A 13,687-nucleotide genomic window follows, 5' to 3' on the forward strand; every position below is an offset into this window, starting at 1 on the left:
CCTTGATGATGATCCTCCTATATGGCTGGGGGACCCTAATAATTCTAAAGGTTTCCGGCCTTGAGGTTTTCTTGCTTTTCTTCCAGCTCTAACCAGCGTTCTTCGGATGCTTCCAGATCGTTTTGTGTTTTTTCCAGAAGCTTACTAGCTTCTTGAAAACGCTCGGGCTTTTTGCTGTAGAGTTCAGGGTCAGCCATTTCCGCTTGTAGCTTCTCGGATTGTTCAGTTAACTTTTCGATCAAGCTGGGCAGAGAGTCCAATTCGCGTTGCTCTTTGTATCCGAGCTTTGCTGAAGACTTTGCCCGTGAGGGGGCTTCTTTTTTGGAGGCTTTGGATTTTGCGGGTGCTGATTCTGGTGCGCCTGTCCCGCTATTACTCAATGCTTTTTGTGCACGATAGTCACTATAGCCCCCGGCATATTCGATAACGGTACCATCGCCTTCAACCGCATAAATGGCGGTGGCCAATCGGTCGAGAAAATCACGATCATGGCTTACAAGTAAAAGCGTGCCATCGTATTCATCAAGTACCTCAACCAATAGATCAAGAGTATCCATATCCAGATCGTTGGTTGGCTCATCAAGGATTAGTAAGTTACTTGCCTGGGCAAACATACGGGCAAGTAACAGGCGGTTCTTTTCACCACCCGAAAGTGTGTAAACTGGTTGGCGAACCTGGCCGTCATCAAACAGGAAGTCTTTCAGGTAGCTGACAACATGCTTTTGTTGCCCGCGTACCATGATGGAATCGCCTCCCCCGGGGGACATAGTTTCCCAAAGGGTGCTGTTCGGATCAAGATCTTCACGCTTTTGATCAAAATAGAGCATGGTCAGGTTTGTGCCCAGATCGACCTTGCCCGTATCTGGTTCTATCTTTTCAACCAGCATTTTGACGAGAGTGGATTTTCCGGCACCATTGGGGCCAACAATGCCGATCCGATCGCCGCGTTTAACTTTAGTACTAAAATCTTTGATAATTTCGCGGGTGCCGCCACCCGCTAGCGGATAGGATTTACTGATGTTTTCAGCGGTGATGACTTTGTCGCCGCCAGTATCAAGTGTTTCAACTTGAAGCTTGGCTGTGCCCGGACCTTTCATCCACTCTGCGCGTTTTTGGCGGAGATCCTGTAAATTCCGTAGGCGACCCATGTTGCGTTTGCGTCGTCCGGTCACGCCGCGCTGGAGCCAATGTTCTTCACGAACAATTTTACGTTTAAGGCGGTGGAATTCCTGTTCCTCGTTTTCGCGCATTTCTTCAGCCCAAGCTTCGTAATGTTCGAAGCCTTTGCCAAGACGGTGAATGGTGCCACGGTCCAACCAAAATGTTTGTCGGGTGAGATGGTTAAGGAAAGCCCTGTCATGGCTGATAACCATCAGGGCGCCGCGGAAGTTTTTAAGCTCTTCTTCCAGCCACTGTATCGTGGGGAGGTCGAGGTGGTTGGTTGGCTCATCCATCAAGAGGACTTCTGGATCGCTTATAAGGGCTCGCGCCAGTGCTGCGCGACGTCCTTCACCACCGGATAACCCTGTTAATTTTCTGTCACCGGGAAGTTTGACGTGATCAAGCATAGCATCGACAAGATAGTCTGCTTCCCCTACATCAGGGCGCAAGCCAGCTTTTACATGTTCAAAGACGGTTTCGTCCTGATTGAAAACCGGATCTTGTGGCAGATAAGCGACGGTTACGCCCGGCTGAATAAAACGTTGGCCTTCGTCGAGTTCTTGCTGGCCGGACATGATTTTCAGTAGTGTGGATTTACCTGTTCCGTTTCTACCAACCAAACAGGCTTTTTCACCACGGGCTAAGCCAAAGGTAAGGTCTTGAAAGAGCGTTTTTGTACCAAAACGCAATCCGGCGCTATTGAGAGCGACAAGATGAGAAGGAGGCGCCATTTTGTTTTAATTCTTAGTTTCTGAGTTGTTTGATTTGATCGTAAGCGGCATTGATCGCGGCAAGTTTTTCATTTGCGAGATCAACGAATTCCTGTGGCATACCCTGAGCAACAAGCTTGTCAGGATGGTTTTCGATAACAAGTTTGCGGTGTGCCGATTTTATATCTTGGTCACTGCTTTCGCGGGTAACGCCCAAAATTTTATAGGGATCTGATTTGTCCGCGCCAACGTTTGAGGCGTGCAAGCGATCCCATTGGGCCTCGCTAAAGCCAAAAATCTCCGCGACACGTTGAAGATAGGTGATTTCTTCGGGGGAAACATTGCCATCAGCTTTTGCAATGTGGAACAGTCCGTTCAAAAGCTCTTCCAAAACCGCCGGATTATCTTTGAAGGTCCGCCCAATCTGATTTGCGTAAGGTTCAAAACCTTCCGAATCTTGTCTGGCACGGTCAAAAAGGCGGCCAACATTTTTCATTTCTTCCGGGGGAATACGAAATACCTGTTTAAAGGCGGCAACCTCGTCTTTGGTGACAACCCCGTCGGCTTTGGCCATTTTAGCGCCGAGTACAATCACACCGATTGTAAAGGTGATTTGTTTTGTGCTGTTTGTGCCGTCTTCGTCAGTTTCCGACCGCATGCGGTCAACCGCGTGCCCAGCCATGGCACCCAGAAATGCACCGATAGGTCCACCAACTAGGAAGCCAGCTGCTCCACCAACAATCTTTCCCCAAATACTCATTGTATGCTTATTTTGCCTTTGTGTTTAGAAACGGCTTATCCTTACGCGAAGGATATCGGAAACTTACTATAATATATCTCTTTTGCACTAGCTTGCCAGTACTTGAGAGTCAATCCCCGACCCTAGGAAAGGAGACTAAAGCAGTGGCAAGCTAGTGCGAAGTGATAGCGTCTATTTCTTGGTCAGGTATTTGTAACAGGACTTTTTATCATTTTTGCGATGACGCAGCAGAGGAGCTTTCTATAAAGCCGACTTTACCGATCCCGGGCAAGCGCAGGGCGATATTATCAGGGTCTATGCCAAAGTTTAATCCCAATATGTTGATTTCTAGACCTTCCGCTTTGGCGAGTGTGATGCCGGCCATTCCGTAAAGGGAAAGCTGTAGTCCTGTATTGCTTGGTGCTGCAGCGTAGAAGTTATCATCTTCATCAAGATAATCCTTGCCGATTGCGGTTGGTGGCAGATCGACATTCAAAGCTGGAATTTGTCTGATAACATGGGCGGTAAAGGTATTGGAATTTGGCCCGGGCCAAGCTTCGTACCTATCGGGGAAACGGTATGTCTTGGCGGCTTTTTTAATTTCGGGGATAATTTCAGCGGCCTGTTTGCCGCGAAGGTCATAATAAATTTCTGGCTTGGACCCGAACCAATTTCTATCTGGCCAACCTGTTGATACAGAAGTAACAGGCATTCCCCTGTAATGACGCCAGCCGATCACTTCCAGGCGGGTGTACTCACGGGCATTTTCCTCTTTAAACGCAAGCCATGTGTGGACGGCAAATGCACCACGCCAGTTATAGGTGCGTGCGCCATAGACTTGCACGATAGCTTCCGAGGTGGAGTTGGGGTGGGGTGCTATGCCCGCTCTATCGCGATTTGCTTTGCTCCAGGGTGTGTCAAGGTCCACCTCACCTGTAAGAATAACAAGTCCGGGGCCAATAAGTAACAGCAATACGATGGCTGTAAGGCGTCGTAATGATCTTAAAAAATACTTCATGCCCCATTCCTATAGGGATAATAGGGCATTCGTGTGGCAAGTCATCCTTCTGATAACTTATCTGTGAAATTATGTCATGTACCCGCGAAGCATTGGTAAACAAGACTTGGTGATAAGAGGGGGCTTCATAGAAGAAAGTAAGGGGGTATGATTATTTTTTGAGACTTTTTATAATATCATCATATTCTGTAATGGCTTCATGGCCTTTGGGGGAAAGCTGGTATATCCCTCTTTCAACTCGCATGAACCAGCCATACACATCACGTTGTAGTATTGCAGCTGTTTTTTCGACGAGCGTATTTTTTTTGATGTCTGCGACCTTTGCTTTTTGCTGTTGATTCAGATAACTCGCGCAGCGAAGGGCATCTTGACGATAGGCTGTAATGATAGGGCGTTTGTTTGTTCCGCCTTCGTTAGGGTCGCCAACTCTGCGTTCGAATTCTTGAAGAAGTAATCCCTGTCTTCGTTTGTTTTTACGTGGTTGATAGGGGCCGGGATCAACGTGAACCTGAATGTCAGTTGGTTGATTTTCGCCCATGCGTACTGTGATAAGTCCCAACCCTAAGCGGCGACATAATTTGATGATATCTTTTTGCTGACGGAACCATGGATTGGTTCTCTTTAGCTTGTGGGGAATGGCAAAGGCCATATAGACGTCTTCACTCAAAGCTTGTCGAGCAATGCCCTGGAAAAGAAGTGTCATATTAAAGCTTGTTTTCAGCTCTACAATTACAGGTGCCTCAGTGCCGCGAACGGCGATGACATCGCATCCCTTAATTTCAGATTTTACTTCATATCCCTGATTTTCAAGGTATGACTTTATCGGTGGGTAAAGCTCGGTTTCTCGCAAGGGGGCTCTTAATCTTTCTGAACTACGCATAAATATTATTGACGGCTGGCTGGTTATTTTCATCCATGATAGGGTAGCTATCCCATAGTGTTAGTCCAGCGTGTTTATTTTTATGCTGGTACCCAAAAACTTAATTTTCATGATGTCGCAGGTGTTTGGATGAGGAATACAGTACGTCTCAACGACGGTTTGAGAGCTTCTTTAGTTGAAATATTAGGCGATCGACTAAATCTTTCAACTGCTATTTGTGAAAGGCATGGAAAAGGTGAATCTCACCATCCTGCAATGCCACCAGAGGCAGTTGCCTTCGTTCGGTCCACAGAAGAAGTCTCAGCCGTTATGAAACTCTGCTATGAGCACGAATGTCCTGTGGTGCCTTTTGGCGCGGGGACGTCTTTGGAAGGACATGTTGCTGCTGTGGCAGGTGGCGTTTGTATCGATCTTTCCGAAATGGCCAGTATTATCGATGTCAGTAACGAAGACTTGGATTGCCGTGTTCAAGCTGGCGTAACCCGCAAGAAAATTAATCATCATTTACGGGATATGGGGCTGTTTTTCCCAATTGATCCTGGTGCTGATGCGTCCTTGGGCGGAATGGCCGCAACGCGCGCGTCGGGTACGAATGCTGTGCGGTACGGTACAATGCGAGACAATGTTCTTGGGTTAACGGTTGTTTTGCCGGATGGGGAGATCATGCGCACAGGTGGGCGGGCAAGGAAGTCTTCTGCCGGGTATGATTTGACGCGGCTTATGGTTGGGTCCGAGGGAACATTAGGGATTATCACAGAATTGCAATTAAGGTTGTATGGTATACCGGAAGCAATTTCATCGGCTGTTTGCTCTTTCCCAAATCTTGAAGCGGCTGTAGACGCCGTTATGCTGATCGTTCAAACGGGAATTCCTGTGGCCCGAATAGAGCTATTAGACGATGTGCAGATGGATGCCGTTAATAAATATTCCAAATTATCCTATCCTGTGGTGCCGACGCTCTTTTTTGAATTTCACGGAACTGAAAAAGGGGTTGTAGAGCAGGCCGAGTTGGTTGGGGAAATTGTCAAAGAATATGGTGGCGGTGATTTTCAATGGGCATCCAAGCAGGAAGATCGCAACAAGTTATGGCAAGCGCGGCATGATGCTTATTATGCGGGCATTAATCTGCGGCCTGATTGTGAAGGGTGGCCAACAGACGTCTGTGTGCCTGTTTCCAAACTATCTGAATGTATACTAAGAACGCGCAAACTGATTGATGATGCAGAACTTATCGCTCCGATTATTGGGCATGTGGGGGATGGTAATTTTCACGTGCTGTTTATTGTTGATCCGGCAAGCGCAGACGAGATGGAAAAAGCTAGTCGCGTTAATCAGGTCATGGTTGATATGGCTATTTCCTTTGGTGGAACCTGTACCGGAGAGCACGGTGTTGGTCTGGGGAAAAAGAAGTATCTGGTAAAAGAACATGGTGATAACGCCGTTGCGGTGATGCGTAAAATTAAACAGGCTTTAGATCCCAAGGGACTGATGAACCCTGGTAAAGTTATCCCTGATGTTTGACGTGTTCGCAGTAATTACATAGAGGTATCTGCTTTGATTTTCCTTGCTTGTATAGACGGGTATGCAATAAATTAAATTTTGAAAATTGGCGATTTTAAAGATGATAATGTCGCATTTAGGTAAAAAATAAGTCATTATGTCTCAATCGTTCATGTTAATGTCACATCTATTCATGACAGTGATCTGTTTGTGGGTCATCGTAATTGAGGTAAGGGCATAAGCTGAATTGTTAATAATCCTCTTCAAGAAGGATGTAGCGCTGAAATACAATTTTTCAGAGCCGTTCAGTATAATAAATAAAGGCATGATGTTTATTCGTGCTGAAGATGGGAGGCATGACTTGGTCCGCAAGTCGATAAAGAAATCCAACCATAATAATTAATCAAAGTGATGTTTATTTCTTTGAACAGGCACAACTTTTTTCTGTGAGTGCTTGATTCATTTGAAATTAATGTCTCTAATGTGTGCGTATAAAAAATGCGCATACGGCGTAAAAAAATAAACAGGTAGCGAGGCAATAGGCGCTATGGCGAATCCCGCATCTAGTGAGGCGTATGTACGCTTTGATGGGGTCCAAAAGAGTTATGACGGCGTAAATTTGGTTGTTAAAGACCTCAACGTCGACATACCAAGGGGCGAATTTCTAACAATGTTGGGCCCTTCCGGGTCCGGTAAAACAACTTCTCTAATGATGCTTGCTGGGTTTGAAACAGCAACTCATGGTGATATTTATCTGAACGGACGTTCTATTAATAATGTTGCGCCGCATAAGCGTGGGATCGGCATGGTTTTCCAGAACTATGCATTGTTCCCGCATATGACCGTTGCTGAAAACTTGGCTTTTCCACTACAAGTGCGGAAAATGAGTAAGGCCGACGTCGAAGAAAAAGTTCAACGTGCATTGGATATGGTTGAGCTGGGGGAATTCGGTAATCGACGTCCTGCGCAACTATCCGGTGGTCAGCAACAGCGTGTTGCTGTGGCCCGTGCATTGGTTTTTGAACCTGATCTTGTCTTGATGGATGAGCCTCTTGGTGCGCTTGATAAAAACCTGCGTGAACAGATGCAGTATGAAATCAAGCACATTCACGAACGCTTAGGTGTTACAGTTGTTTATGTAACGCACGATCAGTCTGAAGCGCTGACAATGTCAAACCGGATCGCTGTGTTCGAAGATGGTCGTATCCAGCAACTGGCACCGCCGACAGAGCTTTATGAGAAGCCTGAAAACGCGTTTGTTGCCCAGTTTATCGGTGAGAATAACAAGCTGACAGGCCGGGTTGATGCACTTGCTGATGGTATCTGTGAGGTTGTTCTTGATAATGGGGACCGTGTGAAAGCCCTAGATATTAATACCGATGGTGCTGGAAAAGGCACGACATTGTCTCTGCGACCTGAGCGGGTTTTCTTAAACCCTGTCGAAGGGCAGTGTCAGAACATGTTCTCGGGCAAAGCCGAAGAAGTTATTTACCTTGGTGACCACATTCGCGTTCGCATGAATGTTTGTGGTCATGATGATTTTATCGTCAAAGTTCCAAATGCATCTGACAAGAAAGGTCTCGTTCAAGGAGATACCATTCCTGTGGGATGGAGCATTGACGACTGTCGGGCGCTGGACGCCTGATTTTTCAGACCATTTTCTGCTTGTCCAAGCAGAAAATTATGTAGTGTTTTTCTGACACAAGGTCACAAAGCCTTAGGGAGGCATATTAAGAATGAAGAAAACTTTGAAACTCTCCACAGCTCTCGTGCTGGGTTCTCTTGCAGCTGCAACAGCTGTACAAGCCGCGGATACACTAACTGTCGTATCTTGGGGTGGTGCTTATACTGCCAGCCAACGTGGTGCTTACAGTGATCCTTTCACTGCAAAAACAGGTATTACTATTCTCGACGAAGACAAATCCGGTAACGCTCTTGCCGGTATGCGTGCACAGGCCGAAGCTGGTAATGGCGTTTGGGATGTTGTTGACATTCTCGAAGGTGATGCGCTGACAGCGTGTGACGAAGGTCTGGTTGACGAGATCGATTACAACAAGGATCTCGACAAAGGTGCTGACGGCTCAATGCCGCTAGATGACTTTGTTGAAGGGGCTTTGAGCGGTTGCTTCGTGCCAACGATTGTTTACGCAACAATGTTTGCATACAACAATGACGCTTTTTCTGGCGACGCGCCAAAAACAATTTCTGATGTTTTTGACCTAGAGAAGTTCCCAGGAAAACGTGGTCTACAAAAAATTCCAGCAGCTAACTTGGAATGGGCTCTTGTCGCTGATGGCGTTCCTTACAACGAAGTCTATGATGTATTGGATACACCAGAGGGTGTTGATCGTGCATTTGCCAAGCTGGACACAATCAAAGATTCTGTTGTTTGGTGGGACGCTGGTGCTCAACCTCCACAGCTTCTTGCTGATGGGGAAGTATCAATCGCTTCTGCGTATAACGGTCGTATCTTCAATGCGCAGGTTGTTGAAAATCAGCCTTTCACAATTATCTGGGACGGTCAGATGTTTGAGCTTGATGGTTGGGTGATTCCTGCGAATGCACCGAACAAAAAAGCTGCCATGGATTATCTGCGTTTCTCAACAACGACACAGGCACTTGCTGATCAGGCCAAATATATCTCTTATGGTCCTGCACGTAAGTCATCTGCTCCGTTGGTTTCGAAGCATATCGAAACTGGTGTGGATATGAACCCACATATGCCTACAAACCCTGAAAACTTCAAAACTCCTATCAAAAAGGATGCTGGTTTTTGGGCTGATAATGGCGATGATCTGAAAGAGCGTTTTGACGCTTGGTTGGCTCAATAAGCCGATTTATACGAGAGGGAGCTTCGGCTCCCTCATTCGTACGCACATAATAGAACCTAAAAGCGGTGTCTAAGCCGTAGAAAACAACTTTGTGTAATCGGCTTATTATCTAGTCGAAATAAACAGGGAACATCAGGGAAAGTTTGATGTCAATATCAGTCGAGGCAACGGGTGATCTCTCCCCCGAAGAGCAAAAAAGGCTAAAAGCCGATTTGCACCGTTCACTGCGCCGGAACAAGATGAAGGCCCTGATGCTAGTGGCGCCCCTTATTATCTTTATTCTTATCACGTTTGTCGCGCCGATTGGTGACATGCTTATCCGTAGTGTGGATGACACTGTCGTCAATGAATATATGCCGCGGACAACAGAAGCACTTGATGATTGGGATGGTCAGGCTTTGCCTGATGAGGCTATATATGCCGCGCTTGCTCAGGACATTATTGAAGGGCGAAAAGAAAAAACAATCGGTAAGGCTGCGAAACGTCTTAATTATGAAAAAGGCGGTATGCGCAGCCTTTTAATGTCAACGTCGCGTAAGCATAAAAAAATTCAACCGCCATACAAAGATAGCTTAATTGATATTAAAAAGGGTTGGGGCGACATCGATAATTGGAAAGTTATCCAGCGTCTTGGTTCACCCGTAACCGCGTCTTATTATATTAATGCGTTCGATATGGAAACAAACAGTGATGGGGATGTTTCTTTTGTTCCACCCGATGAACAGATATACCTGAAGCTGTTCTGGCGTACGATTTGGATGTCAGTTCTGATTACAGCAATGACTGTTCTGTTGGGATATCCTGTTTCTTACTTCTTGGCCTCATTACCCCTCAAGCACGCAAATGTTTTGATGATTCTAGTCTTGTTACCTTTCTGGACTTCCTTGTTGGTGAGAACAACGTCCTGGATTGCGATGTTGCAAAGTCAAGGTGTGCTGAACGACCTTATGGTCTGGATGGGGGTTATCGGTGATGAAGACCGCGTGCAGTTGATTTACAATGCAATTGGTACCGTGGTGGCTATGACGCATATCCTTCTGCCGTTTATGATCTTGCCGCTTTATTCTGTGATGAAAACAGTGCCGCCAAGTTATCTACGTGCTGCCCGTTCTCTCGGGGCAACGCCTTGGACGGCTTTTTGGCAGGTGTATTTGCCGCAGACTGTTCCGGGGATATCTGCTGGTGCAATACTCGTCTTTATTCTCTCCATCGGTTACTACATTACGCCAGCGCTTGTTGGTGGGCAGTCCGGGGCATTTATCGGTAATGCGATTGCAGGGCACATGCAGCAATCCTTGAACTGGGGGCTTGCAGCCGCTCTTGGTGTCATGTTGTTGGTCTTGGTTCTGGGGATCTATGGTCTCTATAATCGTGTCGTTGGTACTAACTCGGTTAAGTTGGGATAATTATTATGGCTTTACCTTCATATGCTGGTCCTCTTGAACGTACTTGGTACTATACTTTCCGTATAATTTGTGCCGCCGTTTTCATCTTCCTGATTGCGCCGATCCTGATTATTGTTCCGCTTTCATTTAACGCAGAACCATACTTCAGTTTCACGCAGGGAATGTTGACGTTGGATCCTGACGCCTTTTCTCTTCGGTGGTATGAAACGTTTCTAACGAGTGATCGCTGGATGAATTCTATTCAGAATTCAATCATCGTTGCTTTCTTCTCTACGTTCTTTTCTGCTGTATTGGGGACACTTGCTGCACTGGGGCTCAGTCGTTCAGAGCTTCCGTTCAAAGGTGTGATTATGGGGTTGTTGATTTCCCCGATGATTGTTCCTTTGATTATCGCGGCTGCGGGAATGTTTTTCTTCTATTCCAAGCTTGGTATCTCGCAAACTTATGCAGGCCTTATCATGGCTCATACGGCTTTGGGAACGCCATTTGTAGTGATTACGGTGACCGCTACGCTCAGTAATTTTGACAATACGCTGGTCAAAGCAGGGGCAAGTCTTGGGGCAACGCCGACTTATACCTTCTTTAAGGTGACAATGCCGTTGATCATGACCGGTATTATCTCTGGTGCGTTGTTTGCAATGATGACGTCTTTTGACGAGGTTATCGTGGCAATCTTTATCGCAGGTGTTGAGCAACGAACTATTCCGTTGCAGATGTGGGCTGGTATTCGTGAACAGATCAGTCCAACCATTCTTGCGGTGGCAACAATATTGATTACCTTCTCAATCATTATGTTGTCGACTGTTGAAATTCTGCGCCGTCGTTCAGACCGTATCCGAGGGATAAGTTAAGTTCCTCTGTGTAGAATACAAAAGGCAGGTGGTCATAGATCATCTGCCTTTTTTTATGCCTATTGCGAGCTTCTTAACGGAGAGCTTTTCTATTATTGTTGGGGTAGTAGGCTTGCTAGAATCTGATTGCCTTCTTCAGGATGACTTCGAATGGTCGAAGGGGGGCGCTTAAAGGTTTTACTAAAGTGCCGTGAAAAATGTGATGCATCGGAAAAACCACAATCAGCGGCTATGTCACTAATTGCTTTGTCAGTATTGAGCAATTGCCATAACCCATGGCGAAGCCTGAGGTCACGATAACAGGCCTGTGGTGAGATACCGAGCTGTTCACTAAAGGTCCGTTCCAGTTGGCGCTTCGAAATATTAACGCGGTTGGATAGTTCCTCTATGGATAGCGGCACGGACATATTCTGTTCCATGGTTAAAACCGCTTTTCTTACACGCCCGTTGTGAGAAAGCTGTATCGTTGGTGGTTGCGGTTGCGGGGCTGATGCTGTGCGAACTTTGTCAACCTGTAGAATTCGCAGACTTTTTTGTGCGACAGCCTTTCCCAGATGTTTTTCGACAAGCCAGGCTGCAAGATCAAGTGCCCCTGCGCCACCTGCACAGGTAATACGTTTGCCATCAATGACATATACCTGATCCGCTACGGGTTTTACGTCGGCGAATTCTTCTAGAAAATCATTATAGTGATACCAACTGACGCAACATCGACGCCCGTGCATTAACCCAGCCCTGATCATGGCAAAGCTACCGGTGCATAACCCAATGATTGAGACGCCTTGCACTGCCGCTTTTTGAAGGACGGCAATGCTTTCTTGATCTGCTTGTGGGCCTTTGTGTAGCAAACCACCAACGACTATTAGGTAGTCGTATTGCGAGAGGTCATTTATGCCCTGTGAAGGGGTTATTTCAACACCACAGCTTGATTTGACAGGTTTGCCGGGCTTTGTGCTGATGATGGACCACCTGCATTTAAGGGGACGGCTATAATCTTCGTCGTCTGCGGCGAGTCTCAAAGTATCAATTACAGAAGAAAAAGGTGTAAGGGTAAAATTTGGTAGCAGTATAAATGCGACACTTAATGAAGCATTTTCTTTGGGAAGATTAGCCTCTGATTGCGCACTTCTGTAAGTCATGTGTTTCAACACCTTTGGCAGGTTTAGCTTTGGAACTCGGATTTACTTATAATGACTGAAATGTGTCGTTTCTAAACATGAAGATTATCAGAATGTCGCAAGTATACAATGATCTTGTCTTCGCCGTACATGGCAGTGTTTTGAAACTAGGCGTAGGATATGGACAACTAATAGAGGAGTGTGAACGGCTATGTCCCGTTTTTCGATTTTCAGCTTGGCAAGAAATGCCATGAGCTGGCATCAGAACTGGCCCCGCCAATGGCGTAGTCCAGATCCGAAGCCGGAATATGATGTTGTAATTATTGGTGCTGGTGGTCATGGTTTGGCAACGGCCTATTATCTGGCAAAAGAACACGGCATTACCAATGTCGCGGTTATTGAAAAAGGCTGGCTTGGTGGTGGTAACACCGGGCGCAACACAACGATTGTTCGGTCGAATTATCTGTGGGACGAGTCTGGCCTGTTTTATGAAAACGCGATGAAGCTATGGGAAAATCTTTCTCAAGAGCTGAACTACAACGTGATGTTCTCTCAGCGTGGTGTCATGAATTTGGCGCATAACCTCGGTGATGTTCGCGAATCAATTCGACGTGTGAATGCGAATAACCTGAACGGTATTGATGCTGAATGGCTCAACGCCGAACAGGTCAAAGAATTCTGTCCGATTATCAATATCTCAAAAGATAGCCGTTATCCGGTTATGGGCGCCACGCTACAGCGTCGTGGTGGTACTGCGCGTCACGATGCCGTTGCCTGGGGGTATGCCCGTGGAGCAGACGACATGGGTGTTGATGTTATCCAGAATTGTGAAGTTCAAGGACTGATGATCGATAATGGCACAGTAAAAGGTGTTCGCACGTCGCTTGGTGATATTAAAGCCAAGAAGGTTGCGATGGCCTGTGCCGGGCACACATCTGTTGTGGCTGATATGGCTGGTATTCGCCTGCCAATCGAATCACATCCGTTGCAGGCACTTGTTTCTGAGCCGATGAAACCTGTGATCGATTGTGTGGTTATGTCCAATGCTGTGCACGTTTATGTGTCTCAGTCTGACAAGGGCGAATTGGTTATGGGCGCGGGTATTGACGCCTATGTTGGTTATAGCCAACGTGGTTCGCTACACGTGATCGAAGATCAGTTGGCATCAGCGATGGAGTTGTTCCCACTGTTCTCTCGGACGCGTATGATGCGTTCTTGGGGCGGTATCGTTGATACCTGTCCTGATGCATCCCCAATTGTTGGCAAAACCCCTGTTAAAAACCTCTACGTCAATGCTGGCTGGGGAACTGGTGGTTTCAAAGCAACGCCAGGTGCAGGGTGGTGTTATGCCCACACAATCGCCAAAGACGAACCGCATGATCTTAACGCGGCGTTCTCTATTGATCGTTTTATTACCGGTGCGCTTGTGGATGAACACGGTGCTGCCGGTGTGGCCCACTAAGGAGTTAATTG

Annotated in this window: 11 protein-coding genes; 6 read left to right on the forward strand and 5 right to left on the reverse strand. The window is 46.6% G+C overall.

Features of this window, described 5'->3' with window-relative positions; translation table 11 throughout:
- Positions 1-44: 44 nt before the first annotated feature.
- From ACN0QW_RS15460 to ACN0QW_RS15475, 4 genes are all read right to left on the reverse strand, one after another.
- A complete protein-coding gene (locus ACN0QW_RS15460; RefSeq protein WP_417432567.1) occupies positions 45-1,892 on the reverse strand; it encodes an ATP-binding cassette domain-containing protein in 1,848 nt (615 codons plus the stop codon).
- A gap of 13 nt (positions 1,893-1,905) precedes the next feature.
- Positions 1,906-2,631 (reverse strand): TerB family tellurite resistance protein, encoded by a 726-nt coding sequence (locus ACN0QW_RS15465; protein ID WP_417432569.1) that lies wholly within the window; start codon positions 2,629-2,631, stop codon positions 1,906-1,908.
- Positions 2,632-2,839: 208 nt separating this feature from the next.
- A complete protein-coding gene (locus ACN0QW_RS15470) occupies positions 2,840-3,628 on the reverse strand; it encodes a DUF3750 domain-containing protein (protein ID WP_417432571.1) in 789 nt (262 codons plus the stop codon).
- Positions 3,629-3,779: 151 nt separating this feature from the next.
- Positions 3,780-4,508 (reverse strand): DUF2161 domain-containing phosphodiesterase, encoded by a 729-nt coding sequence (locus ACN0QW_RS15475; protein WP_417432573.1) that lies wholly within the window; start codon positions 4,506-4,508, stop codon positions 3,780-3,782.
- A 129-nt stretch (positions 4,509-4,637) separates the two neighbouring features.
- Here ACN0QW_RS15475 and ACN0QW_RS15480 point away from each other — a divergent pair, with 129 nt between their 5' ends.
- From ACN0QW_RS15480 to ACN0QW_RS15500, 5 genes are all read left to right on the forward strand, one after another.
- Positions 4,638-6,029 carry an FAD-binding oxidoreductase gene (locus ACN0QW_RS15480; RefSeq protein ID WP_417432575.1) on the forward strand — a complete coding sequence of 464 codons (1,392 nt, stop codon included), beginning with the start codon at positions 4,638-4,640 and terminating at the stop codon, positions 6,027-6,029.
- Between the two features lie 526 nt (positions 6,030-6,555).
- A complete protein-coding gene (locus ACN0QW_RS15485; RefSeq protein WP_417432577.1) occupies positions 6,556-7,653 on the forward strand; it encodes an ABC transporter ATP-binding protein in 1,098 nt (365 codons plus the stop codon).
- Positions 7,654-7,744: 91 nt separating this feature from the next.
- Complete coding sequence (locus ACN0QW_RS15490) at positions 7,745-8,839, forward strand: ABC transporter substrate-binding protein (RefSeq protein ID WP_417432579.1); 1,095 nt, start codon at positions 7,745-7,747, stop codon at positions 8,837-8,839.
- A gap of 146 nt (positions 8,840-8,985) precedes the next feature.
- Entirely contained in the window at positions 8,986-10,245 is a 1,260-nt protein-coding gene (locus ACN0QW_RS15495) for an ABC transporter permease (RefSeq protein ID WP_417432583.1), read from the forward strand.
- Positions 10,246-10,250: 5 nt separating this feature from the next.
- Entirely contained in the window at positions 10,251-11,096 is an 846-nt protein-coding gene (locus ACN0QW_RS15500) for an ABC transporter permease (RefSeq protein ID WP_417432585.1), read from the forward strand.
- Between the two features lie 92 nt (positions 11,097-11,188).
- On the opposite strand, the gene ACN0QW_RS15505 is transcribed toward ACN0QW_RS15500, so the two are convergent.
- Positions 11,189-12,235: a GlxA family transcriptional regulator gene (locus ACN0QW_RS15505; RefSeq protein WP_417432587.1), complete on the reverse strand. Its 1,047-nt coding sequence runs from the start codon at positions 12,233-12,235 to the stop codon at positions 11,189-11,191.
- Between the two features lie 190 nt (positions 12,236-12,425).
- On the opposite strand from ACN0QW_RS15505, the gene ACN0QW_RS15510 reads away from it, so the two are divergent.
- Positions 12,426-13,676: a sarcosine oxidase subunit beta family protein gene (locus ACN0QW_RS15510; protein ID WP_417432589.1), complete on the forward strand. Its 1,251-nt coding sequence runs from the start codon at positions 12,426-12,428 to the stop codon at positions 13,674-13,676.
- Positions 13,677-13,687 lie beyond the last annotated feature (11 nt).

Source organism: Kiloniella sp. (assembly GCF_048259265.1).
GTDB lineage: Bacteria > Pseudomonadota > Alphaproteobacteria > Kiloniellales > Kiloniellaceae > Kiloniella.